General features: G+C 69.4%; 21 protein-coding genes and 2 pseudogenes. 11 read left to right on the plus strand and 12 right to left on the minus strand.

The window, feature by feature from the left end; genetic code table 11:
- Positions 1–126: 126 nt before the first annotated feature.
- From C4U44_RS28630 to C4U44_RS28655, 6 genes are all read left to right on the plus strand, one after another.
- Complete coding sequence (locus C4U44_RS28630; RefSeq protein ID WP_103888989.1) at positions 127–1,194, plus strand: LacI family DNA-binding transcriptional regulator; 1,068 nt, start codon at positions 127–129, stop codon at positions 1,192–1,194.
- A 168-nt stretch (positions 1,195–1,362) separates the two neighbouring features.
- Positions 1,363–2,979 (plus strand): FAD-dependent oxidoreductase, encoded by a 1,617-nt coding sequence (locus C4U44_RS28635; protein ID WP_103888948.1) that lies wholly within the window; start codon positions 1,363–1,365, stop codon positions 2,977–2,979.
- A gap of 22 nt (positions 2,980–3,001) precedes the next feature.
- Entirely contained in the window at positions 3,002–4,294 is a 1,293-nt protein-coding gene (locus C4U44_RS28640) for an ABC transporter substrate-binding protein (protein ID WP_103888949.1), read from the plus strand.
- A 5-nt stretch (positions 4,295–4,299) separates the two neighbouring features.
- Positions 4,300–5,247, plus strand: a complete 948-nt coding sequence (locus C4U44_RS28645; protein WP_103888950.1) for a carbohydrate ABC transporter permease — start codon at positions 4,300–4,302, stop codon at positions 5,245–5,247.
- Positions 5,248–5,353: 106 nt separating this feature from the next.
- A complete protein-coding gene (locus C4U44_RS28650) occupies positions 5,354–6,148 on the plus strand; it encodes a carbohydrate ABC transporter permease (RefSeq protein ID WP_235032423.1) in 795 nt (264 codons plus the stop codon).
- Between the two features lie 4 nt (positions 6,149–6,152).
- The gene (locus C4U44_RS28655; protein ID WP_103888952.1) at positions 6,153–7,118 is read left to right on the plus strand and encodes an acetylxylan esterase; all 966 of its coding nucleotides are present in this window, start codon (positions 6,153–6,155) and stop codon (positions 7,116–7,118) included.
- 12 nt (positions 7,119–7,130) lie between these two features.
- On the opposite strand, the gene C4U44_RS28660 is transcribed toward C4U44_RS28655, so the two are convergent.
- Positions 7,131–7,844: an SDR family NAD(P)-dependent oxidoreductase gene (locus tag C4U44_RS28660; RefSeq protein WP_200823440.1), complete on the minus strand. Its 714-nt coding sequence runs from the start codon at positions 7,842–7,844 to the stop codon at positions 7,131–7,133.
- Positions 7,845–7,959: 115 nt separating this feature from the next.
- Complete coding sequence (locus C4U44_RS28665) at positions 7,960–8,604, minus strand: HAD family hydrolase (protein WP_103888953.1); 645 nt, start codon at positions 8,602–8,604, stop codon at positions 7,960–7,962.
- Positions 8,605–8,887: 283 nt separating this feature from the next.
- Here C4U44_RS28665 and C4U44_RS28670 point away from each other — a divergent pair, with 283 nt between their 5' ends.
- Entirely contained in the window at positions 8,888–9,835 is a 948-nt protein-coding gene (locus C4U44_RS28670; protein ID WP_103888954.1) for a C45 family peptidase, read from the plus strand.
- A gap of 79 nt (positions 9,836–9,914) precedes the next feature.
- Here C4U44_RS28670 and C4U44_RS28675 read toward each other — a convergent pair whose 3' ends face one another.
- From C4U44_RS28675 to C4U44_RS28685, 3 genes are all read right to left on the minus strand, one after another.
- Positions 9,915–10,655, minus strand: coding sequence for an SDR family NAD(P)-dependent oxidoreductase (locus C4U44_RS28675; RefSeq protein ID WP_103888991.1), 741 nt, complete (start codon positions 10,653–10,655; stop codon positions 9,915–9,917).
- A gap of 94 nt (positions 10,656–10,749) precedes the next feature.
- Positions 10,750–11,403, minus strand: coding sequence for a helix-turn-helix domain-containing protein (locus tag C4U44_RS28680; protein WP_103888955.1), 654 nt, complete (start codon positions 11,401–11,403; stop codon positions 10,750–10,752).
- A gap of 189 nt (positions 11,404–11,592) precedes the next feature.
- On the minus strand, positions 11,593–12,333 hold the full coding sequence (locus C4U44_RS28685; protein WP_235032419.1) for a GNAT family N-acetyltransferase: 741 nt from the start codon (positions 12,331–12,333) through the stop codon (positions 11,593–11,595).
- Positions 12,334–13,233: 900 nt separating this feature from the next.
- On the opposite strand from C4U44_RS28685, the gene C4U44_RS28690 reads away from it, so the two are divergent.
- Together C4U44_RS28690 and C4U44_RS28695 are read left to right on the plus strand one after the other, a co-directional pair.
- Entirely contained in the window at positions 13,234–14,001 is a 768-nt protein-coding gene (locus tag C4U44_RS28690; RefSeq protein WP_160145133.1) for a GNAT family N-acetyltransferase, read from the plus strand.
- 389 nt (positions 14,002–14,390) lie between these two features.
- Positions 14,391–14,791 (plus strand): annotated as a pseudogene (locus tag C4U44_RS28695) (hypothetical protein).
- Between the two features lie 88 nt (positions 14,792–14,879).
- Here C4U44_RS28695 and C4U44_RS28700 read toward each other — a convergent pair.
- From C4U44_RS28700 to C4U44_RS28720, 5 genes and pseudogenes are all read right to left on the minus strand, one after another.
- Positions 14,880–15,290, minus strand: a complete 411-nt coding sequence (locus tag C4U44_RS28700; RefSeq protein WP_103888958.1) for an SgcJ/EcaC family oxidoreductase — start codon at positions 15,288–15,290, stop codon at positions 14,880–14,882.
- 93 nt (positions 15,291–15,383) lie between these two features.
- Positions 15,384–16,361 carry a sigma-70 family RNA polymerase sigma factor gene (locus C4U44_RS28705; protein ID WP_103888959.1) on the minus strand — a complete coding sequence of 326 codons (978 nt, stop codon included), beginning with the start codon at positions 16,359–16,361 and terminating at the stop codon, positions 15,384–15,386.
- A gap of 48 nt (positions 16,362–16,409) precedes the next feature.
- Positions 16,410–16,592 (minus strand): annotated as a pseudogene (locus C4U44_RS42780) (IS5/IS1182 family transposase); the annotation flags it as partial.
- A 648-nt stretch (positions 16,593–17,240) separates the two neighbouring features.
- Entirely contained in the window at positions 17,241–18,872 is a 1,632-nt protein-coding gene (locus C4U44_RS28715) for a YncE family protein (RefSeq protein ID WP_146088363.1), read from the minus strand.
- A gap of 259 nt (positions 18,873–19,131) precedes the next feature.
- Positions 19,132–19,710: a TetR/AcrR family transcriptional regulator gene (locus C4U44_RS28720; protein WP_103888962.1), complete on the minus strand. Its 579-nt coding sequence runs from the start codon at positions 19,708–19,710 to the stop codon at positions 19,132–19,134.
- Between the two features lie 90 nt (positions 19,711–19,800).
- Here C4U44_RS28720 and C4U44_RS28725 point away from each other — a divergent pair, with 90 nt between their 5' ends.
- On the plus strand, positions 19,801–20,766 hold the full coding sequence (locus C4U44_RS28725) for a zinc-binding dehydrogenase (protein ID WP_235032420.1): 966 nt from the start codon (positions 19,801–19,803) through the stop codon (positions 20,764–20,766).
- A 14-nt stretch (positions 20,767–20,780) separates the two neighbouring features.
- Here the strand turns inward: C4U44_RS28725 and C4U44_RS28730 are convergent, their stop codons facing one another.
- The gene (locus tag C4U44_RS28730; RefSeq protein ID WP_103888963.1) at positions 20,781–21,473 is read right to left on the minus strand and encodes an SDR family oxidoreductase; all 693 of its coding nucleotides are present in this window, start codon (positions 21,471–21,473) and stop codon (positions 20,781–20,783) included.
- Positions 21,474–21,665: 192 nt separating this feature from the next.
- Here C4U44_RS28730 and C4U44_RS28735 point away from each other — a divergent pair, with 192 nt between their 5' ends.
- Positions 21,666–22,595 (plus strand): helix-turn-helix transcriptional regulator, encoded by a 930-nt coding sequence (locus C4U44_RS28735; protein WP_103888964.1) that lies wholly within the window; start codon positions 21,666–21,668, stop codon positions 22,593–22,595.
- Positions 22,596–22,704: 109 nt separating this feature from the next.
- On the opposite strand, the gene C4U44_RS28740 is transcribed toward C4U44_RS28735, so the two are convergent.
- Positions 22,705–23,472: an alpha/beta hydrolase family protein gene (locus C4U44_RS28740; RefSeq protein WP_103888965.1), complete on the minus strand. Its 768-nt coding sequence runs from the start codon at positions 23,470–23,472 to the stop codon at positions 22,705–22,707.
- Between the last annotated feature and the right edge of the window lie 51 nt (positions 23,473–23,523).

Here is a 23,523-nt window from a genome sequence, read left to right on the forward strand (position 1 = left end):
TGGCTCCATGACGCTCTGGAAGTCAAGGGCTAATACGTATTATCATGGGTGCGGCAGAGAACCGGCACGGCCGTGCCGGCCGGGAGTCGATCGTCCGGAGAGGAGGCCGGCGTTACGATGCAGCACGTGACGCAGCGCCGTAAACGGGTTACCCAGGCCGAGGTGGCCCGCCTCGCGGGCGTCTCTCAGGCGATGGTCTCGCTGGTGCTCAACGACTCCGACGGGGTGCGCGTCGCGCCGGAGACCCGCAAGCGTGTCGAGGAGGCGCTGCGGCAGACCGGTTACACCGTGGACATCATGGGGCGGCGCCTGCGCGGCAAGTCGAACCGGATCCTCGGCGTCTTCACCTACGAGGCGGTCTTCCCCTCCGGCACGGCGGACTTCTACGGCCCGTTCCTCGGCGGTATCGAGGAGGAGTCGGAGGCGCAGGGGTTCGACCTGCTGCTCTTCACCAGCCCGGGCCGCCGGCAGGGCCGGCGCAAGGTCTACGAGAAGGGATCGAACCGGCTCGGCATCGCGGACGGCTGCATCCTGCTCGGGCGGCACACCGATCGCGACGAGCTGGACCGCCTGGTCGACGAGCGGTTCCCGTTCGTGTTCATCGGCCGGCGCGAGTCGTCCGCCGGACCGGTGAGCTACGTCGGCGGCGACTATGCCGCGGCCACCGCCGCCCTGCACGAACGCCTGTGGTCGCTCGGCCACCGCAGGGTGGCGCTCGTCGGGTACCGCGAGGAGAGCGAGTCGACGGCGGACCGGCGGGACGGTTACCTGCGTGCCTGCCGGCGGCACCGGAAGACGCCGCTGGCTCTCACCGACGTCGATCCGTCGGCCGTCTTCGAGCGGCTGCGTGCCGACCGGGTCACCGCTGCCCTGGTGGAGACGACCGAGATGGCCGTCGCGCTGCACGCGCTGGCCATGAACTCCGGGCTGCGCGTGCCCGAGGACCTGTCGATCGGCGTGCTCGGTGACACCGATCCCACGCAGACCTCGTCGTGGCCACTCCGGGCGACGCCCGAGATCGACTGGACCACGTTCCGGATCCCGCGCCGCGAGATGGGCTCCCGAGCGGTGCGCATCCTCGTCGGAATGCTGCGCGGCGACATCGAACCCGGCCGCAGGTCGCAGGTCCTCCTCCCATGCGAACTGGTCGACGGCAGCACCGTCGCCGAGGCGCCCCGCACCACTGCCCGCTGAGCCGTCGTCACGCACGGCGCCGAGCCGCGCGCTTCCCTCGCCCGGCGGCGGGTCCACCGCGCCCTGCGCCGGGCGGCCGCCCCGAACCTTCCCCGAAACTTGCCGTTGACTTCTCCGGAATCCTTCCCTAGCGTGCGCTAATACGAATTACCAAGGGAGGGCGCGCGGGTGAAGGAACTATCCACGGACGTGCTGGTCGTCGGAGGAGGGCTCGGTGGCATCGCCGCCGCCCTGGCCGCGACCGAGCACGGCGCACAGGTGGTGCTCACGGAGGGCCCCCGGTGGCTCGGTGGGCAACTCACCGCCCAGGCCACCCCTCCGGACGAGCACCCGTGGGTCGAGATGCTCGGTGTCACGGCGTCGTACCGGTCGATGCGGGACGGCATTCGCGCGTACTACCGGCGCCACTACCCGCTGACCGCCCAGGCGCTGCGCGCCCGCCAACTGAACCCGGGCGCCGGCCTGGTCAGCCGGCTCTGCCACGAACCGCGGGTCGCCGTGTCGGTCCTCGAGGCGATGCTCGCCCCGGCCCGCAGCTCCGGCCGGTTGACGGTGCTGCGCCCCTACCGCGCGGAGGCGGCGGCGGTCGACGGCGACGCGGTGACCGCGGTGACCCTGGTACCGGACGGCGACACGGCGGACGGCCCGGTCACGGTGCACGCCCGGTACGTGATCGACGCGACGGAGACCGGCGACCTGCTGCCGCTGGCCGGTGCCGAGTACGTCACCGGAGCGGAGTCCCGGGACGAGACCGGCGAGCCCAGCGCGAAGGAGCACGCCGAACCGCTGACCATGCAGGCCGTGTCCTGGTGCTTCGCGGTCGACCACGTCGACGGGGACCACACCATCGACCGCCCCGCGACCTACGACCACTGGCATTCGGTGCGGCCGGCCGTCTGGCCCGGACCGCTGCTGGCGTTCTCCTGGCCCAACCCGCGGACCCTCGAACCGTCGAACGGCTGGCTCGACCCCAACCCGGACGACGACCCGCTGGCCGTCGAGGCGGACCAGAGCAAGGACGCGGGGACCGACGACTTGTGGCGGTTCCGGCGCATCGCGGCGCGGCGCCTGTTCGGGCCGGGCGCCTACGCCAGCGACATCACCCTGGTGAACTGGCCGATGATCGACTACATGGACGGCCCCCTGTTCGAGGTCTCGGCCGACGAGGCGGCCAAGCACCGCAACGGCGCACGGGAGTTGGCACTGTCGGCCCTGTACTGGATGCAGACCGAGGCGCCGCGGCCCGACGGCGGCACCGGCTTCCCGTCGCTGAGGCTGCGCGGCGACCTGCTCGGCTCCGACGACGGCCTGGCCCAGGACGTCTACGTGCGCGAGTCCCGCCGCATCCGCGCCGTCACCACGGTCAAGGAGGACGACGTCTCGCTGGCGATCCGCGGCGACCACGGTGCGACGCGCTACCGGGACTCGGTCGGCATCGGGATGTACCGCATCGACCTGCACCCGTCGACCGGCGGCGACACCTATCTCGACGTGGCCTCGGCCCCGTTCCAGATCCCGCTCGGCGCGCTGCTCCCCCAGCGGCTGACCAACCTCCTGCCGGCCGCCAAGAACATCGGCACCACGCACATCACCAACGGCGCCTACCGGCTCCATCCCGTCGAGTGGAACATCGGCGAGGCCGCCGGCACCCTCGCCGCGCACTGCGTCGCCACCGGCCGCACGCCGCACGGCGTGCACGCCACGGACGCACACCTCCACGACTACCAGTCCCTGCTGTCCGGGCGCGGTGTTCCGCTGGCCTGGCCCGAGATCCGCGGCTACTAGAACCGAATCCTCTGGAGCAACGATGAGAACCAGACGCCTCCGGCTCGCCTCCCTCGCGCTGTCCGCCGTCTCCCTGCTGGTCGTCCCGCTGGCGGGATGCTCGAACGGTTCCGGATCGGGCGACTCGAACGTGTCGCTGCGGATGACCGTGTGGAGCAACGACACGTCGCAGACGGCACTGTTCAACAGCATCGCGGCGGACTACCGGAAGACCCATCCGGACATCGCGTCGATCAGCTTCGACTACCTCCCGATCGACAACTACACCACCGCTCTGACCACGCAGATAGCCGGCAGCAACCCGCCGGACATGGCGTGGGTCCTGGAACGGGACGCACCCGACTTCGTCTCCTCCGGAGCCCTCACCGACCTCGGCCCGACGCTGAAGAAGACGGCCGGCTACCAGTACGACGACCTGGCCCCCGCGGCCACCAAGCTGTGGACGCAGGGCGGGGACCTGTACGCGTACCCGTTCTCCACCTCGCCGTTCGGGATGTTCTACAACAAGGACCTGCTCGCGAAGGCCGGCGTCACCAGGACCCCGGACCAGCTGGTCGCCGACCACCAGTGGACCTGGCAGAACGCGGAGAAGATGGCCGCCCAGGTCGCCGCCCACACCGACAAGCAGGGCCTGGTGATCCGCGACTGGGACTACAAGACCTGGATCGAGCTCGCCGCCCTGTGGCGCGGCTGGGGTGCCGATGCGTGGTCCGCCGACGGCAAGACGTGCGAGTTCGACTCCCCGAAGATGCAGCAGGCGATGACGTTCCTGCACGACGCGATCTTCAAGGACAAGGCGCTGCCCGGCCCCGGTGAGACCGCCGACTTCTTCGCGGGCGAGTCCGCCCTGACCATCACCCAGATCAGCCGTGCCACGCTGCTGGCCGACCATCCCTTCACCTGGGGTATCGTCCCGCTCCCGGCCGGACCGGCCGGGGCGTCGCAGGTCATCGGGCAGGCCGGCATCGGGGTCATGACGAAGGGGTCGCACAAGCAGCAGGCCGCGGACTTCGTCGCCTACTTCACCGACGCGGCCAACTCCGCGAAGCTGGCCCGCTACTTCCCGCCCGCCCGCGACAGTCAGCTCACCACGGCAACGCTCGCCAAGGCCAACCCCATGTTCACTCCGCAGCAACTGCAGAACGTGGTGATCGACGGCATCAAGACCGGCTCGGTGCTGCCCTCCCACCAGAACAGCGCCAAGATCGCCAACCTCGTCCAGAACGCGCTCGACCCGATGTGGAAATCCGGCGCGAACGTCGGTTCCGTACTGGCGGGCGTGTGCAAGGCGATCGCACCGGCCCTGTCCCAGTGACGACCATGGAGAAGATCCGGCCGGCAAGGGAGCGGGCGAGCACGCCTCACCGACCGAGCGGGTCGCGGCGGTTCTGGACCCTGCGGCGGCGGGACACCTTCAGCGGCTGGCTGTTCGTCCTGCCGCAGACCCTGGGTTTCCTCGCGTTCGTCCTCTACCCCCTGATCGCGGTCGTCTACTCCAGCTTCCACACCTCCAACGTGCTCTCCGGCGTGACGAAGTACGCGGGGACGAAGAACTACTCGCAACTGGTGCACGACCCGGCCACACCGTCGGTGGCCCGCGCCACGGTGCTGTTCTGCATCGCGCTCGTGGTGATCAACATCGGCCTGGCCCTGCTGCTGGCGGTGCTGCTGAACCAGCGGTTGCGCGGCACCACGGTGTTCCGGACGCTGTTCTTCTCGCCGGTCGTCGTGTCGCTGGTGGCCTGGACGATCACCTGGAACTTCCTGCTGCAGAACAACGGCGGCATCAACTCGATGCTGCACGCGGTGGGCGTCGACGGGCCCAACTGGCTGCGCGGCGACAACTCGGCGCTGGTGTCGGTGGTGATCGTCCAGGTGTTCAAGAACGTCGGCCTCAACATGGTGCTGTTCCTCGCGGCGCTCCAAGGCGTTCCGCGGTCGCTGCTGGAAGCAGCCGCCATCGACGGTGCCGGGCCGTGGCGCAGGTTCCGCTCGGTCGTGCTGCCGATGATCAGCCCCACCACGCTGCTCACCACGATCGTGACGATCAGTGGCTCCCTGCAGGTGTTCGCCCAGATCCAGATCCTGACCGAGGGCGGCCCGAGCAACAGGACGAACGTCCTCGTGTACTTCTTCTACCAGCAGGCCTTCGACAACCACGACTTCGGCTACGGCAGCGCCGTCGCGGTCGTGCTGTTCGCCATCATCCTGGTGCTCACCCTGGTCCAGTGGCGCCTGCGCAAGAAGTGGGTCTTCTATGAGTCCTGAGACAGCCACCCCGCACGCCCTGCCGCTCCGGCATCGCAGCGCCGCCGCGCCGAGGACTCCGGAGCGGCGCCCCGGCCGGTGGAAGAAGCCGCTGCTGTACGTGGCCATGGTCGTGCTCGCGATCCCGTTCGTGTTCCCGACCTGGTGGATGATCACCTCGTCCCTGCTGCCCGAGAACGAGGTGCTCAGCTACCCGCCGAAGCTGCTGCCGCTGCACCCGCGGTGGTCGAACTACAGAACCGCCTTCGCGGACTACCCGCTGGGCCACCAGTACCTCAACAGCCTCTACATCGCGCTGCTGGTGACCGCCGGGACGATGCTCGTCGCGTCCTTGTCGGGCTACGCGTTCGCGCGCATCCCCTTCCCCGGCAACAAGGTCCTGTTCCCGATGATCCTCAGCGGGCTGCTGATCCCCACCGAGGTCACCATCATCCCGCTGTTCAAGATGGTCGACCGCCTGGGGCTCACCAACACGCACTGGCCGCTGATCGTGATCCCGATCCTGGGAGCGCCGAGCGTGCTCGGCACGTTCGTGATGCGGCAGTTCTTCCTGGCCATCCCCGACGAACTCGAGGACGCCGGCCGCATCGACGGGCTGGGCCGGTTCGGCCTGTACGTCCGGGTGGCCCTGCCGCTGGCCCGGCCGGCGCTCGCGTCGGTCGCGATCTTCACCTTCCTCAACAGCTGGAACATGTACCTCGAACCCCTCGTCTACGAGACGGACAAGACCCACTACACGCTCCCGGTCGCCCTCACCCAGTACACCGACGCGTACGGCTCCCACCTGTGGAACATCCAGCTCGCCGCCTCCGTGACCACCGTCGTCCCCGTCCTGCTCGTCTTCATCGCCGCCCAGCGGCACTTCGTCGAAGGTCTCGCGCAGACCGGGCTGAAAGGCTGAACCGATGCCCTACGCCGACCTGCCGCTGGACCAGTTGCGCGGCCATCTCTCCGCCTCCACCGAGCCCGCCGACTTCGACGACTTCTGGGCCGCGACGCTGGCCGAGGCCCGGGCGCACGAGGAGCGGCCGGCCTTCACGAAGGTCGGCACCGGCCTGACCCTGATCGACACCTACGACGTGCGCTTCCCGGGCTTCCGCGGACAGCCGATCGCCGGCTGGCTCCACCTGCCGGCCGGCACCACCGAACCCCTGCCGTGCATCGTGCAGTACATCGGCTACGGCGGCGGCCGGGGCCTTCCGCACGAGAACACCCTGTGGGCCGCGGCCGGCTTCGCGACGCTGGTGATGGACACCCGCGGCCAGGGCTCGCACATCAGCGTCGGAGTCACCCCCGACCCCGAAGGCTCGGGCCCCGCCTACGCCGGCGTCATGACCCGTGGCATCGCCGATCCGAGCACCTACTACTACCGGCGGCTGATCACCGACGCCGTCCGGGCCGTCGACGCCGCCCGCGCCCATCCCCTGGTCGACCCGGCCAGGATCGCCGTCGCAGGGGCCAGCCAGGGCGGCGGCCTGACCATCGCCGCCGCCGCACTGGCCGGCGACGTCGTCGCGGCGCTGCCGGACGTGCCGTTCCTGTGCGACTTCCCCCGGGCCACGTGGATCGTGGACAAGGCCCCCTACGACGAGATCGTGCGCTACGCGGCGACGCATCGCGACCGGGCCGACCGGATCGCCCGGACCCTGTCCTACGTCGACGGAGTCCACTTCGCCGCCCGGGCCACCGCCCCGGCCCTCTTCTCCGTGGCGCTGATGGATCCCACCTGTCCGCCCTCGACCGTCTACGCCGCCTACAACGTCTGGGCGGGCCCCAAGGAGATCCGCGAGTACCGCTTCAACGGACACGAGGGCGGCGGCGCGTTTCACACCGCCGAGCAGCTGTCCTGGCTGGCACCGCGGTGCGGGTGAACGGACAGGCTGTCAGACTGAATCGGGGAAATCCGGCTGCTCGGGGCCCCGCGGGATCTCGATGCGCTCCTCCCCGGTGCGCAACGCGCGCAGGATGACCCGGCCGACGTATTCCGCGGAGTGCGCCTCCAAGCCCGTCGGCAGATCGTCGCGCTTGTAGAACTCCGTATCGGTGACGAAGGGAAGCACCAGAGAGATCTGGATGTTCTCCTCGGCGAGTTCGAGCCGGCCGACCTCGCTCAGCCAGTTCACGGCGGTCTTCGTCGCCGGATAGATGGCGTTGCCCGGCATGGGGCGCAGCGTGGCGCCGGAGCTGACGTTCACCACCCGTCCGCGTCCGGCCGCGCGCATGGACGGCAGCACGGCCTGAATGGCCGTCACCGGAGCCACCACGTTCAGGTTCAGCATCGCGAGGAATTCGGCCGGGTCGATCGCGTCCAGCCGGTAGAACGCACCCGCTCCGGCATTGTTCACCAGCCCGTCCACGCGTCCGAACCGCTCGATCGTGGCCCGCACCAGTGCATGGACCTGTCCGGGATCGGTCACGTCGGTGGGTACGGCCAGGGCTCCGTCGAGTTCCTTGCCCAGCGACGTGATCTTGTCGGCGCGCCGTGCGGCCAGCACCGGGTGCGCGCCGGACTCACGCAGAAGGCGCGCGGTCGCCTCACCGATTCCCGACGACGCGCCGGTGACGATAACGACCTGACCGCTCAGATCACTGCTCACGGTTCCTCCAGAGAATTCCCTGATGAACGGCGGCCGTCCACCCGGCTCCGGGAGCGTACCCGGATCCCCCGGATTCGACGAAGTCGAGCGTGGCCTGTTCGTAGGACCGCGCCGCTCAGCGCGCACGGGTCACGGAAGGTGAGCCGGCTCCCGGGTTCCGGCGGATATGCGTCCCGATGCGTGCGATGGTCCGCGCGTTGTCCTCGAACAGATGCGCCTGCATGCCGACCGCCCGAGCCGCCTCGACATTGACCGCGAAGTCATCGATGAACAGGCAGTTCTCCGGCGGTACGTCCAAGCCGGCCCATGCCGCCTCGAACGCCCGCGGGTCGGGCTTCTCGATGCCGAGTTCGTGCGAGTAGACGATCCGCTCCACCAGTTCGTCGAAGTGATAGCGCGCCGTCTCCCGCTCCCGGGCACCGACGAAACTGTTGCTCAGGATGCCCAGCCCGCAGGTCCCGCGCAGCCCTCGCACGTAGGCGATGAGCTCCTCATTCGGCGTTCCCAGATACTCCGCCCACAGATCGCCCATGAAGGCTTCGGCCTGCGGCGCGTCGAGCCCCAAACGGGCCGCCACCTGCTCGTTCACCTCGCGCTCGCTGATGTTCCCGAGGCTCCCCGCTCGCCACACATCGTGCATCCGCTCATGGACGGTGCCCGGCGGCAGTTCCAGCCGCTCTTCCCACCGCCGCTCCCATCCCGTTTCCGGCGTGATCTCCAGCACGCCGCCGATATCGAGAATGACGCAGGCCGCCATCACGTGAACTCCTCTTCTCCGTCCCGTCCTTGACGAGCGAGAACGCACCGATCGCTCATGTGGGAGAGCGTGCTCTCTTCCCTTGGGGGAAGGTCAAGTGCGCTTCGAGCCGGTGACCGCCCTGTCCCGGTGGGCCCAATGCACACCGCCCGGAGGCTGATTCGGGGATGCGGGGATCTCCGTCGCCGAAGCGGCAGGGCGTCGCCGATGGCGGCCACCTGGTGATTCACCCCGCAATTCACTAGGTTGCCCTCACCTCGTCCGATTCCCACAAGGGGTGGCAGCCATGGGGCAACAGCAGAAGACGTTCCAGGCGATCGAGGTCGGCGACGGTGGCGACGGGCGGTGGGGCACCTACGCCCATGCCCTGTGGCCGGAGATGGAGGGCCTGCTGACCGCGGAGGGCCGAACTCCGCAGGGCGCGGGCCGCGTTCGGACGCTCTTCCGTGCCCACATGCCGGAACTGGTCCCGGTGCTGGACCGCCTGGCCGGCCAACTCGACCGACCCGGGGCGGAAGCCTTCCTCACCCACGCGGCACTGCGGCCGTTCACCCAGTCCTGCACGCAGATCGGCCGGAACGGCACCCTGCTGCGCAACTACGACCTCCCGCCCGATCAGTGCGAGGGCACCATCGCCTCCTCCTGCTTCCTGCGCCCCGTGATCGGCATGCAGGACATGCTGTGGGGCTTGCTGGACGGGATGAACGACGCCGGTCTCGCGATCTCGCTCACCTGGGGTGGACGTTCCGTCCACGGAGGTGGCTTCGCCATTCTCATCGTGGTCCGCTACCTGCTGGAGACGTGCGACACCGTCGATGAAGCGGTCGCCAGGCTGCCTTCCCTGCCCATCGCCGTCCCCCAGAACCTCACCCTTGTCGATCCCGTGCAGGCGGTGACCGTGTTCGTGGGACCGGACATACCGCCGACGGTGGCGCCGGACGCCTGCGCCGCCAACCACCAGCACCTGCCGGTGACCGCCGAGCAGGAACGGGCCCTGCGAACCCAGGAGCGGCTGCGCGCCATTCGCGCCGCGGGCACGGACGACGTGGTGGCGATGCTGAAACCGCCGCTGTACCGATCCGTCGACGAGCAGGGCTCGAGAACGCTCTACACAGCCCGCTACCGGCCCGTCGAAGGCCGCGTGACGTACCACTGGCCCGATGAATCCTGGCCCCAGTCCTTCGGCGACTTCACCCCCGGATCCCGCACCGTGACCCTGGCCCGGGCCGAGTGAGACGCGTGCCGGCGTCCCGCGCTGATCAGCCCGGCATTACCGGACTGCGAGCGGACGAATCCCGAGGGCATGCGTCGGGTCAGAGGCTCTGGCCGCCGGACACGTCGATGATCGAGCCGGTCGCCCATTGAAAGGCTTCGGAGAGGATGGCGGGAACCATGGCCGTAGTGTCGTCGGGCATGGCGATCCGGCCTTGGGCGATTGCGTGGGCGGCGAGCTTCTGAGTGTCCGGCGCGTGCATGATGCCTCCGCCGAAGTCGGTCAAAACGGCGCCGCCCATGAGGGTGTTGACCCGGATGGACCGCTCGGCGAGTTCGACGGCCTGGTAGCGGGTCAGTACCTCGATCGCGCCCTTGGTGGCCGCATAGGCGGACATCCCCGGTACGACGCCTCGGGTCAGAGCAGTCGACACATTGAGCACACGGCCGCCCTCATTGATCAGGGGCAGCAGCGCCTGGGTGAGGAAGAACGGCGCCCTGAGATTGATCCGGACCTGTTCGTCGAACTGGTCGGGCGTGGTCGCCGCGTACGACGCGTACGTGCCGATGCCGGCGTTGTTGACCAGATAGTCAAAGGTCTCCATGCCGAACCGCTCCCGCAGCGTGCTCCGCACGGTGGTGACGAAATCCGGAAACGTATCGATCTTGGTGACATCGAGCCTGCAGAAAACGAGGTCCGGTCCGGATGCCTCGGCGGCCTGGCGTTCACTGGTGAGATAGGTTCCCAGCACCGCGACACCTGAGCGTGTCAGGTGTCGCGCCATGGCCAGGCCCAGACCGCGCCCGGCGCCGGTGATCAGGGCGATCTTCCGGTCCGTCATGAGAGTCCTTCCATCGGGGGGATCGATCCCGGCCAGCATGAAACAAGCACCTCGCCCGTACGAGGCATTGTCCGTTGAACGGACAACCGCCGGGTCACAGCGCCGAAACCCTGCGTTCCAGCGCGATGGCGGCGCGGTGGACGTGCCCCGCAAGCCTGTCCGCGGGCCACCGCGCCGCGGTGGCGATCTGCAACGACGCCTTCCGCCCACCGGGAAGATCGACCGGCACCGCGTAGCAGGTCAGTCCTGCGATCACGTCCTGGTCGTCGACCGCGGCGCCGAACGGCCGCCGCCGCGCCGCGGGCATGGCACTGGGGGCCAGGACCATCGCGGCAGCCGTCGACGCGGGCATCTGCGCACCGCTGCGCGCGTCGATCGGCAGCGCGTCCCGGCCCGGGACCATCTCCAGTGCCACGAACGATCCTTGCGACGGTACGACCAGCGACACTGCGGCGCCCGACTGCTCCCGCAGGCGCTGGATGACCGTCGCGGCTGTCTCCCGTAGACCGGCCAGCGGCTCCACCTGTTGCGCCAGGCCCAGCAGCGACGCCGACAGGGCCCATTGGCCGTCAGTCCGATCCACCGCCCCGGATCGGCGTAGCTGACCGAGCAGCCGGTGCACCGTCGGACGTGGCAACCCGGTCAGCAGTGCAAGACGCGCCACCTGATGCTTCCGGCCCACCTCGGGGAGAGCTCGCAGCACCCGAAAGGCACCATCGACGACGCCGCGCGGTTCCAGCTCAGCCATCTTTCACCCTCTGCTTCCGTCTTCGGCTCTGCGGTCGCCAACGTTCGCGTCCTTGGAAGTGATGGCAGCCGGTCGCGCCTGGTCCGGGATGTCGTTCAGGGTCGGTGCGGGAGGAGGACGAGGCCGGGTCGTGGGGCAGGCCACCTGTTTGCCCCCCGGGCCCGCGGGACGGCCGACCGTCGCGAGGCACTATGACGGGGCGGTGATCAGCGTCAGGTACTCCTCGGTGCGGAAGCCGATCGACCGGTACAGGGGCTCCCCCATCTCCGACGCGTAGAGGTAGGCCGTGCCGGCACCCGCGGCAAAGCCCGCACGGACCATCTCCAGCGTGACAGCCCGCCCGTACCCACGGCGCCTGCAGCCCGGCAGGGTGGTGATGTTGAAAATACCGGTCAGGTCACCCGAGCCGGCCGTCATGCCCGTTCCCACGGGCACGCCGTCCAGCTCCGCGAGATAGAACGTGATCGCGTCGATCTTCGCCAGGGAAGGATCAGCCAGCACCTGGAACATCTCGTGCGGCGCCTCGAAGCCCTCCGCCACCGTCCTGGCGTACACGTCCAATTCGTCGTCCCGCACTGCCCGTACGCGCAGGCCGTCAACCAACGACTCGGCCGGCAGCCCCTGGTCGGGGTACCGGATCATCAGCGGCTCCCGCTCGAAATGCGTCAGCCCGTGCCGCGCTGCAGCCTCGGCGACCAGCGGATCCGGTACTCCCCGCACCTGGATGCTCCAGGGAAACTCCCACGGGCTCCCCTCAACTGCGAGCGCCATGATCTCCTCGGCGCTCGGCTCCAGACGCGGACTGATGATCACGTTCAGCGCCGCAACCCGTGCACCGGAGATCGCAAGCACGGCACCCTGCGGACCTCTGCTCGTGCGCCCCGTGGTGGCAACGGCAAGATCCTCGAACGCGGCGGCATAAGCGGACACAACTGCGAGCAGCCGGTCCCCTGTTGGATTCATGATCGGATGACCTCGAGTTCCTGGATGACCTGCGGCGTACGGGTCGGCTCGACGGAAGCCTTAGGGGGTCCCCGCGGGTATCGAGCGTCAACAGCTCGCGGAAGACATGTCGTCCGGGATGAAGCCGGCCGAATGCTCCGCAAGGCAGTCCGTGACCGGAGACTCGCCGCGAGCCTGTGGCAGTGCAGAACGTTCTGTCCACTCGAAGTCTCTCCGCCGAAGCGGGCCCCGTCAAGACCGAACGTTCTCTTCGCACCCTCGGTTGGCCGCGGGCTGGGTGCACCTATGCGGGTTACCGCTGGCACGGCTGGTCTTGGCTTCTGTCGTCGCACTCGTGAGCCGAGCCGCTCCGCCGGGGCATTCCGGGAGCGGCGCGCCCTCCGCCGGGCGGGTCCGTCGCGGCCGGCCGTGGCGCGGCGTTGCCCGAGGCAGGCCGAGCGGGCGAAGTGCCGCTCGTAGCGGGCGGGTTCCACCGGCTCCATCGAAGCCAACTTCGGGCCCTTTACGGCGGTTGACGAGGTTCCGACTGTGTCGACGACGGCGGTCACTGTCGCCAGGCACTCCCTCGCCGCCAGCAGCAGACACCAGACGCACCCCCATCACACACTCATCGAGAGGGGGGTACAGAACGTTCGGTCTTTACACCACTCGCTCCCGACGGAGAGACTCGGGTGGACACCATGTGGAGCAGAACGTTCTGCCCCGCCTCTAACCGTCACCGTGACTGTCGGATAGCAGGCCGTCCCTCCTGCCGAACACGAATCTGTCGGAATTCCGACCGGCACCCTGGGCCTCCGACAGGCAATGGTCAACGCGACCGCCGCAAGCACGTGACGTTCTCCGGCATGACAGCGAAGGGGAATGACAGTGAGAAGGATCGCCGACCTTGAGCCGCAGCTCGCCAATTTCCGGGATTACTGGCTGGGTTGGGGACAACCAGACCGCGCCGATGACCGCCTCGTCCACTACCGCAGCGGGCTTGCACATGGTCATCTCAACGGAGTACTCCAGCTGCGAAGCGGCGGTGAAGATGGAGTTGGCCAGGCTCTCGCCCGAGCCAAGAGCGCCTTGGCCGGCGTGCCCTGGCAGTGGTGGGTGGGACCGGACAGCGCGGACGGGGTCGCTGACGCTCTTGTCGAACATGGCGCGGAAAGGATCGGCACGATACCGGTCATGGCCGTCGCGCTCGACCGGGTTGCCGAAGTGACGGGCCCGCCGGAGCTGAAGGTAGAAACCGTGCAAGGCGCCGAGGCTCTCACCGAATGGGCTCGGACCTACGGGCCGTCCTTCGCCATGGGGCCGGAGCTGGCACACGATATCGTGCGCATCGAAGCTGCGCGCGGGGACGCCCCCCGTATGGTGCGCCTCACCGCCCGTCTTGAAGGAAAGGCGGTAGGCACAGCCCTCATGAATGATGCTCACGGCGTGGCCGGGATCTACGTGGTCACGACACCGGAGGGCTACCGCCGCCGGGGCATCGGCGCGGTGCTCACTGTGGCTGCCTTGGCAGCAGGCCAACAACGGGGGCTGCACATCGGCACTCTCCAGGCCAGCACCCTGGGCGAGCCCGTCTACACGCGCCTCGGGTTCGAGAGAGTGGCCGAGTACCAGCTCTTCAAGCCCCCGGTGTCCTGAATGTATCGACCCCCAGGGTTGTTGACGCGCGTGATGCTCGGCGGAGAGCAGCATGCTCGGAGATCACAGGTGATGAACGGCCCCCAGCAAGATGGCCGACGAGGGTCAAGATGCCCTTGAGGTAGCGCAGTTGGGGGAGATGATGGTGCGGAAGCTCATCGAATTCGGCGCCGCAAAGGCTCCTCGCCGCGGTGACGAAGACGGGCCCGCGTCGACGGTGTGGATGTCGAGGTTGGAGTCCATGTCCGGTCGATCGTCTCGCAGTGACCCGCAAGCAGTCCCCGCTGACTGCTCTTTAGGCCGTCTACGCTGAGGCAAACGAAGGTCCCGTCGTGACGCAACTTCGGGAGGCAACATGGGCAAGAATCGCCCTCTTCGGCGCCACTGGAATGGTTGGCAGTCGCATCTTGAGCGAAGCGCTCCATCGCGGACATGACGTCGTGGCTATCGTCCGCGATCGTACGAAGGTGACCCTGACACATCCGGCTCTGCGCGTCGTAACCGGCCTGTGCTCCAGATCATGCACGCGAGTGGCGGCGCACTGGATTATGTCCGCACCGTCCATGATGTTCGCTGGACGATAATCAGCCCACCCGCACTGATCAGGCCCGGTTCCCGAATCGGAACGTACCGCAGCGCGCTGGACGACCTCATCGTGGGGGCAGACGGTAAGAGTCGAATCTCTACAGATGACTTCGCCGTCGTCCTAAGGTCTGTCCGGCCGATCTTCGCGGATCACCCCACGCCGTGTGGTGCGACCCTTCGCGAGGCGGCAGAGCACCCTTCGTAGCGGGGCTACCAGAGCATTTTGCCAACGCGGCGCGGCACCGAGCCAAACGGCGTGCGCCAGCGAGGATCCGCCGGACAGATCCGAGGGCTCAGTTCGCCGACGCCAGCACCGGGCTGTTGTGGTAGGCGGCGATCAGCCACTGGCCGTCCCGCTTCTCCAGCACCCAGGTCGCGTTCACCTTGCGCGGAGACGGGACCTCGGTCTCGCCGGCGAACAGGATGCCGGACTCGCTGACGACGATCGCGCCGTCGCTGCCGAGGAAACGGAGGCTGAGTTGCTTGTTGTAGGTCGAACTGCCCTTGAGAGGCCCGTCGAAGCCCAGCGCCATGTTCTGGCGGATCACGTCACGGCTGTCACGGAGCGAACCGGCCATGATGGCAGTCGCGTCCGCGGTGTAGTCGGCAACCATGCCATCGGCGTCGCCGGCGTCCCACGCCCGGTAGGAGGCAACCAGCACGGCCCTGATCGCGGCCACGTCTTCCGCACGACTCTCAGACATCGGATTCTCCCTGGTGAACGGTCCGCCCGGGATGCTCCGGGCGAACTCGTCAGTACATACCGGCGCCAGGGTCGAAACTCATCGCGCCCGCGGTCAGGAGATGATGTCGTCGAGCTCGATCGGCAGACCGAAGGCCGCGAAGACCTCGGAATCCTGGAAAACCGAGTTCCGGCTGATGCCCTCGGCGGTGACGGTGAACACCTGGAGTGTGTGCAACCGGTAACCGTCGCCGACCCGCTGATAGGCGGCGAACCCGGGCTGGCCGCCGTTGGCCGTGACCGTCCTCAGTTGCCAGTCCGTTCCGGCCGCTCCAAAGACCCAGTCCATGAACAGCCCGTAGTTGCCGCGGCCGGTGAACCAGTTGAGCATCGGCGGCATCTCCATGATCACGTCCTCGGTGAGCAGACGCTTGAGCCCCTCGACGTCGGCCTGCTCAAACGCCTTCATATAGCGGTCGACCCAGGCGCGCTGCTCGGCCGCGGAGGGCTCGCGGAGACGTTCCTGCCCGACTCCGGCCTCCTTCACCCGGGTACGTGCCCGTTGCAGCGAACTATTCACCGATACGGTGGTGGTACCCAGGATCTCCGCCGCCTCGGACGCGGAGAAGCCGAGCACGTCACGCAGGATCAGCGCGCCACGCTGACGTGCCGACAGATGCTGCAGGGCGGCCGCGAATGCTAGGCGCAGGCTGCTGCGGTCGATCGCGGTCCCGGCCGGATCGCCCACCGCCAGCAGCGAGTCCGGCAAGGGCTGGAGCCATGGGTTCTCTCCCAGGACGAGTGGCCCGAGTGGGTCCGACGCGGCCACCAGCCCCGACGGCAAGGGGCGGCGGCCGCGGGCCTCCAGGGCGGTCAGACAGACGTTCGTCGCGATCCGGTAGAGCCAGGTGCGCAGCGAGCTGCGGGTGTCGTCGTAACCTTCCCGCGCCCGCCACGCCCGCAGGTACGTGTCCTGGACCAGGTCCTCGGCGTCGTGGGCGGAGCCGAGCATCCGGTAGCAGTAGGCCAGCAGCTCCGTGCGGAACGGTTCGAGCTGGCGGTCGAAGCCGTCCTCTTCTGCCGTCACGCCCACGCCCCTTCTCCGCTGCTGCCAGGATCAGCTTAAGTCCCGTCGGGCCGATCAAGTGCGGAGCCAGATGAGGGTGGCTGCGACGGTGACGGTGCCGAGGCAGATGTAGGCGCGTTTGTCGTATCGGGTGGCGACGGCCCGGTAGTTCTTGATCTTGTCAACGGCCCTTTCGACGGTGTGACGTTTCTTGTACAGGTCCGTATCGAAGCCGGGTGGGCGTCCGCCTGCCCGGCCGCCGCACCCTCTCTGGAAGCCTGCCACGACGACAGCTCCCGCGAACTGCCCAGGATCACATTCGGAGAAGCGGCCCTGGCCGCCACAAGTCAGGTCCTGCCCCAGGGGCTTCCCAGGCTGTGGGGCTGCACCCCATACCGACGGCGTCCCCGTGCTGGTTGCCCTGAGGAGGGCGGCTACTCGAGGAAGGGCGAAAGTCCCGTCGAGGCCCATGTCGGCGAGGGCTGCTCTGAGGTTGTTGCCGACGGCGATGAGCCGGCGATCGGACTCCATCAATTCCTGTGCTCCACGCCGGTAGTCGGCCGCCGCGGCGGAAAGTTTGACGCTGGGCGACGCTGCGGGGGTGGCGGCAGCGGCCTACCCGCCGGGGCAAGGCCAGCGACACTGGCGGCCTGCTGGACAGCGGCCCATTCGGGCTCGGTGAATCGGGGGCAGACGCGGTACGGGCGCAGCGCGCTCCCGGCGCGGTGCTGCGTGGTCGGCGGCGTTCGACGACGCAGGTTCTTCCACCGACGGCGCCCCCGGGGCCGTCCTCCCGCTCGGCAGCAGGCACCCCCGGGCCTGCTGCCGAACGGTCAGCCTCCCCCTCCTTCGTGGTGGGGGCGGGGCAAGGACTCCACCGCGCCGGTCGCGGTGGCGATCAGGCCGTCAGGAGCTGACGGCGACCGTGGCCGAGACCGTGCTGCCGTTGTACGCGTCGTCGCCCGAGTACGTGACGGTGTAGACGGCCGGGCCGGCCACCAGGGGGACGTCGCTGATCTGGAAGGTGCCGTCGGCGGCGACCTTCCGGGTGCCGACGAGGGCGGGCACAGGCCCGGTCGCGTCCTGCCGGGTGATGGTGACGGTGGCGTTCGCCGGAATGGCGAGCGGCGAGCTGAGGCGGCCGTCCAGCTTGAGCTTCCTGCCGACCTTGGCGCGGTCGGTGAACTCCAGCCACAGCGTGGTGTCGGCCTTCGCGGGCTTCGCGACCGGGACGGTCACCGAACCCCCGGCCTGGGCGTGGTCGCGGTCGCCGTCGTAGGAGACCTGGTAGGACACGTCGCCCTGGGCGGACGCCGTGTCGGTGAACGAGAAGGTGCCGTCGGCGGCCACCGCCGGGTCCGGGAGCGCGGTGCCGTCCGGGTCCGCCGCGTCGGTGCGCGTGACGTGCACGCTCTGCCCGGCCGCGAACGCGGCCCCCGACGTCAGCGCGCCCGTGACGGTGTACGGCGTTCCGGCCGTGGCGTCGTCCGGGGGCGTCAGCGCCATCGTCGTGTCCGCCTGCTCGGGGTGGTCGATGACGTGGAGCACCGGGTCGGTGTCCCCCAGCCCGGAACCGCCGCCGGTGACCGCGTACAGCCGCGACCCGTCCGACGACCACGCGAGGCCGCCTTCGTCGACCGGCGTGTCGAAGGTGCGGCGCGGCGCGGACTCACCGGACTTGAGCACGGAAAGCCCGACCGGGGGCACGGACCAGTACAGCCAGTAGCCGATCGCGGCGGTGCCGTCCGGGGCGAAGGCCAGCGTCGTGGCGCGGTCGCTCAGCGGGACCGCCGGGCCGTCGGGCATGAGGTCGGAGATCCCGTAGTACACGAGGGAGTTCCCGGTGGGGACGGCCACGTCCTTGCCGTCCGCGGTGACCGCGGCGCCGGCGGTGTCGCCGATGTCCTCGTACTGCGCGCGCTCGACCGGGGTGGCCGTCGAGACGTCGAAGAGGCCGAGCCCACCGTCGCCGCCGTCACTGGCGACGACCAGCAGGTTCGGGTCCGCGGGGTCGGCCAGGACGCTCGGAGCCCAGGCATCCCACTGCCACTGCGGGTCGAGATGCACGGCCGGCGTCTGCGCCTGCACGTCCACGGAGCCGATGCCGTCCTCCTGTACGGCGTTGGCGTCGTGGTAGCCGAACCACAACCGCCCACCCGCGTACGCCAGATGCTCGGTGTCGACATCCGTCCGGTAGAGCGCGGTCTGCTGGAGCGTGGTCGTGCTGACCGCGGAGATCGTGCCGAGGTCGGTGTGGGCGACGTACAGCGTGGTGCCGTCGGGCGAGAGCGCCATCTCCCCGGCGTCGGGCTGGTCGTCGATCGTGCCGACCCGGGTCCCCTGGAGGTCGTACACCTCCAGGGAGTCGTTCATGCCCCCGGTGCTGAGAAAGACCTGCTGGTGCGCCTCGTCCAGCACGATGCGGGGAATCTCGTCGTTCGGCTCCCCCGCTGCCGCCTGCGTGGCCGGCAGTACGGCGAGAACGGTGCCCGCCAGCATGCTCGCGGTCAAGGTGACCGCGGTCGTCCTGAATCGCATCAAACCCCCCAGCTTGATGGGAGGGCAGGCCGAAGAAAGCCGCGGCGCTGGATCCCCCCATGTGACTGCACTTCCCCAAGTGCATTGTCAGCGAGGCTAGTTGACATCGGTGCCGGAGCTCAAGATCCCGTCGGACGGGCGTTGGGCGGGTTTGCGCACGGCCGCCCGCCCGGACCCTTCACGACTCGGTACGCAACCGGACCGCGTCGCGCAACCGCGTCGCGCACACAACGCTGGCGCGCGAGCGTACGACCGTTCCTCACGGACGACTTCGAGGTCGAAGACCGTCGAGGAGGATGTCGAGGAGCCGGTCGGCGGGGACCGCCTGTCCAGGTTGGTGGGCGACGGTGAAGATCCCGATCAGGCTCGCCGCCACCTCCTCGGCGGTGACCTCGGGCCGGAGGTCTCCCGCGGCGCGGCCTGCGTCGAGGATCGCCGAGATCGCGCCGAGGAGTTCGTCCCTGGTCCGGGCGTGGCCGACGGCGCCGGACTCGATCACCGTCAGCAGCGTGTCGCGCATGCCGCTCTTCGTCGCGATCCAGTCGCCGAACAGGTCCATCCAACGACGCATCGCGACGGCCGGCGGCGCGTCGACGAGCAGGTCCCGGGCGCCGTTCGTGAGGCGGACGACCTGGTCACGGTAGACCGCCTCCACCAGGGACTCGCGGGTCGGGAAGTGGCGATAGAGCGTCGCGATGCCGACGCCGGCCTCGCGGGCGACCGCACGCATCGACGGCTGCCCGTCGGCCGACGCGAACAGGCGCGTCGCGACCTCGAGCAGCTGCTCGCGGTTGCGTGCGGCATCGGCCCGCGTTGCCCGCGATTCCGGACCCTTCAAAACGGATCACGCTCCGGTACTGTTGACTCAGTAAGTGGAGCATAGTCCGTTTCAGTGTGCGGCTCCATGTGTGCGAGGAGACGAGGAAGCATGACGCAGCATGACGACGGCCTTCGGGACGGCATGAGCAGGGCGGTCCGGCTCGAGTCGTTCGGGGGCCCGGAGGTACTGGCCGTCCAGGAGGTGCCCGAACCCCGGGCGGGCGTCGGGCAGATCCGTATCCGGGTGACAGCGGCCGGTCTGAACCCGATGGACTGGATCATGACCGCGGACGCCGGGACCGCGGCACGGTTCGGGCTGAGCCTGCCCACCGGGTTCGGGACCGACTACGCGGGAGTCGTCGACCAGGTCGGTGCGGGCGCGGTCGGATACGCCGTCGGCGACCGCGTGTTCGGGGCGGCCCTCTCCCGAGCTGTCGCCGACTTCGTCGTGGTCGACGCGAACGGGAACATCGCGAGCGGCGTCGCCCATCACACCCCGGACGGCGTCGACGATCGCACCGCCGCCACGCTCGCGATCGCGGGCAGCACCGCGGCTGCGGCTCTCGCCGTCCTCGGCCTCGGACCGGACGACATCGTGCTGGTAGGCGGCGCGGGCGGTGGAGTCGGCGTGTTCGCGGTGCAGTTGGCGCGCATCGCCGGTGCCCGGGTCATCGGGACCGGCTCGCCGTCGACGGCGGAGCATCTGCGAAGCCTCGGCGCCGAGCCGGTCGGGTACGGGGACGGCCTCGTCGGCAGGGTCCGCGATCTCGATGCGGACCCCACCGCCGCACTGGACCTCCACGGCACGGACACGGTGCACGTCGCCCGCGAGCTGGGAGTTCCGGACGACCGCATCTGCACGATCGCGGGCGTGGTCGAAGGGATCCCGGCTGCCAACGGCGCCAACGCCGCGCCCGACGCTCTCGAGAACATCGCACGGCTGGTCGCCGCCGGCCGGCTGCGTGTACCCATCGCGGCAACCTTCCCCGTCGAGGACATCCGCGCGGCCGTCGAGCTCCAGGCGGACCGACACGTCCGCGGCAAGGTCGTGGTCGACCTCGGGCGGCGGCGCTGAACAACCGAGCGTGGTCAGGCGGGCTGACCCATGGGCCGGATGGTCAGGGTGTTGAGGTCGACGCCGGCCGGCTGATCGAGGGCGAAGCAGACGGCCTCGGCGACGGGCCGGGGAGGCAGGGCGAAGGAGGGAACGTCGGCGCCCTGCCAGAAGGGTGTGTCGATCATGCCCGGGTTGACAAGAGTGACACCGACGCCACGGGTCGTCGCGTGCAGGCGCAGGTTCTCGGCGAGTCCGGTGGTCGCCCACTTGGTGGCCGAGTACAGGTTGGCGGGCGAGTTCTTCAGCCCGGCGACGCTGCCGATGAGCACCAGCCGTCCGCCCGTGGCCTCCAGGTGGGGCAGGGTGGCATGGGCCAGCAGGGCCGGACCGAGGACGTTGGTGAGGACCATGGGCGACCACAGCGTCGGGTCGCCGGCCCCGATGGAGTCACCGGACATGAATCCGGCGTTGGCCACCGCCGCGTCCAGGGCACCGAAACGCCCCACGGTACGGGTCACGGCCGCCTCGGTGGCCTGCCAGTCCGCCGCGTCCGCGACCAGGCCCAGCAGCCGGTCGGGGTGGCCTGCCTCGTCGAGGAACGCCTTCAGTCTGCTCTCGTTGCGGCCGGTGACGGCCACGCGGTGGCCGCGGTCGAGGAGCAACCGCGCGGTGTGGGCGCCGATACCGCTGGTCGCGCCGGTGATCAGTACGGTCCTGCTGGTCATGGTCATGCTCCTGAAGCGTGGATGCGGGACGGCGGACGGCGGCCCGCGATGAAGGAGTGCCGCGATGAAGGAGGGCTGTTCACGTCCGCCGGCCCCATGAAACCGGCGCCGCCGGAGGCGGAGAAGATCGCGTTTATGGGGGGTATAAACGCAACCCCTCTCGGTCGGCCGGACCATGGGTACCGTGGGCGAATGGAATCCCCGTCCGGAAACCGCACCGGGAGTCACACGGACAACCGTTCGGACATCCGCGACTTCCTCATCAGCCGACGCGCCAAGCTCGCCCCGGAGCGGGTCGGGCTGCCCTCCGGCCGACGGCGCCGGGTCCCGGGACTACGGCGCGAGGAGGTCGCGGCCCTCGCCGGCGTGAGCACCGAGTGGTACACGCGGCTGGAGAAGGGCCACATCGGCGGCGTCTCCGAGGACGTGCTGGAAGCGGTCGCGAAGGCATTGCTCCTGGACGAGGACGAGCACACCTACCTGCTCGCTCTGGCCCGAGCGGCTCGCCCCGCCCGCCGCAGCTCGCACCGCCGCAAGGACGTCACGATCCCGCCTTCCGTCCAATGGATGGTGGACTCCATGACCATGGCCCCCGCCTTCGTACGCAACGGCCGTCTGGACATCGTCGCGAGCAACGCGCTGTGCAGGGCCCTGTACGCGCCGATGTTCGACAGCGACACCACCGGCGACCGGGGCTGCGCGAACTTCCCCCGGTACTTCTTCCTCGACCCCGGCTCCCACGACTTCTTCGTCGACTGGGAGGAAGGTGCGAGGGCGACGGTCGCCATGCTCCGCGCCGAAGCCGGCCGCGAACCCCACGACCGCGCCCTGCGGGAGATCGTCGGCGAACTGTCCACGCTCAGCCCATACTTCCGCACCCTGTGGGCCAGTCACGACGTCCGGATCCATCACGAAGGCGCCAAGCGGCTGAACCATCCCGAAGTCGGCCGTCTGGAGATGACCTTCCGCCTCCTGGACCTGCCGCTGCCGCAACGGGCCGTCCACGACCTGATCATCTACGCGGCCGAGCCGGGCACCCCCTCGGAGGACCGCCTCAGACTCCTCGCCAGCTGGACAGCACCGCCGGCCTCACCCACGCAGCCGGTCCGCCCTCTCCGCTGACGTGACGCGTCGGGCGGTCGCCGCTCACGGTCCGCACTGGAAGGGCCGCCTCGACCCGGGACGGGGTCGTGGCGCCCGGCCGGCGAGCCGGACGCCACAACCGGGCACGTCAGGCCGACGCGGTGGTCGACCCGGCAAGGTGCCGGGCGAAGAACCTCACCGCGCTGTCCGCCTCGAACCTGGGCAGCTCCTTGTGCCGGCCCGCGTTCACGTGCAGCGATTTCTCCTTCGAGGCGAAGGCGTCGAACAGCGCGAGTCCCTCCTCACGCGAGATGTGCTCGTCGTCCCATTGCAGGTCGAACTCGATCGGGATGGTGATCAGCTGCGCCTTCTCGGCCAGGACGTCGGGCCAGTGCTGGCCGAAGACCGCGGCCGCGATCCTCGGTTCGCTCGCCACGAACGGTACGCCGATCGCGGTGCCCATGTTGATCCCCCAGAAGCCGACCGGCCCCTCGGTGCCGATCTCCGGAAGTTCCTGGAGGGCGTCCAGAGTTGCCCGGTACTCGGGTACGGCGATCTCCGCCAGATGGTCGTTGTAGCGCACGACGATCGGGCCTTCCGGTTCGCCCGCAGCCCGGGCCCGGAACAGCTCGGCGATCTCCGCCTCGTCGTGCGCCGTGCGCGGCCGGTCGCCGTGACCGGGCGCGTCGATGACGGCGACATGGAATCCGCAGCCGGTCACGAGGAGCCGGGCGCGGCCGGACATCGCCGGGTGCTTCTTGTGGTTGCCGCCGCCGTGAGCCATCAGGATCAAGGGCGCGCGATCGGCCGCGCCGGCGGCCGGCGACCAGAGGACGCCGGGGACCTCACCTACGGTGAAGTCGCGTGCGAGCAGGCCGTTTGACGACGACTCGGCGGTGAACTGCAGAGAGTGCACAGGTATTGCCTTTCGGGAGTGCCTGGTTGGCGAGGCGCTCCCGGCGACGCC

Source organism: Actinacidiphila yanglinensis, assembly GCF_900107965.1.
In the GTDB taxonomy this organism is placed as follows: domain Bacteria; phylum Actinomycetota; class Actinomycetes; order Streptomycetales; family Streptomycetaceae; genus Actinacidiphila; species Actinacidiphila yanglinensis.

What these genes read in the sequence shown, in the direction of transcription:
- C4U44_RS28640 (WP_103888949.1), top strand. Translation starts at nt 3,002, where the DNA reads ATGAGAACCAGACGCCTCCGGCTCGCCTCCCTCGCGCTGTCCGCCGTC.
- C4U44_RS28645 (WP_103888950.1), top strand. Translation starts at nt 4,300, where the DNA reads ATGGAGAAGATCCGGCCGGCAAGGGAGCGGGCGAGCACGCCTCACCGA.
- C4U44_RS28650 (WP_235032423.1), top strand. Translation starts at nt 5,354, where the DNA reads ATGGTCGTGCTCGCGATCCCGTTCGTGTTCCCGACCTGGTGGATGATC.
- C4U44_RS28655 (WP_103888952.1), top strand. Translation starts at nt 6,153, where the DNA reads ATGCCCTACGCCGACCTGCCGCTGGACCAGTTGCGCGGCCATCTCTCC.
- C4U44_RS28670 (WP_103888954.1), top strand. Translation starts at nt 8,888, where the DNA reads ATGGGGCAACAGCAGAAGACGTTCCAGGCGATCGAGGTCGGCGACGGT.
- C4U44_RS28675 (WP_103888991.1), bottom strand. Translation starts at nt 10,655, where the DNA reads ATGACGGACCGGAAGATCGCCCTGATCACCGGCGCCGGGCGCGGTCTG.
- C4U44_RS28680 (WP_103888955.1), bottom strand. Translation starts at nt 11,403, where the DNA reads ATGGCTGAGCTGGAACCGCGCGGCGTCGTCGATGGTGCCTTTCGGGTG.
- C4U44_RS28700 (WP_103888958.1), bottom strand. Translation starts at nt 15,290, where the DNA reads ATGTCTGAGAGTCGTGCGGAAGACGTGGCCGCGATCAGGGCCGTGCTG.
- C4U44_RS28715 (WP_146088363.1), bottom strand. Translation starts at nt 18,872, where the DNA reads ATGCGATTCAGGACGACCGCGGTCACCTTGACCGCGAGCATGCTGGCG.
- C4U44_RS28725 (WP_235032420.1), top strand. Translation starts at nt 19,801, where the DNA reads ATGACGCAGCATGACGACGGCCTTCGGGACGGCATGAGCAGGGCGGTC.
- C4U44_RS28730 (WP_103888963.1), bottom strand. Translation starts at nt 21,473, where the DNA reads ATGACCAGCAGGACCGTACTGATCACCGGCGCGACCAGCGGTATCGGC.
- C4U44_RS28735 (WP_103888964.1), top strand. Translation starts at nt 21,666, where the DNA reads ATGGAATCCCCGTCCGGAAACCGCACCGGGAGTCACACGGACAACCGT.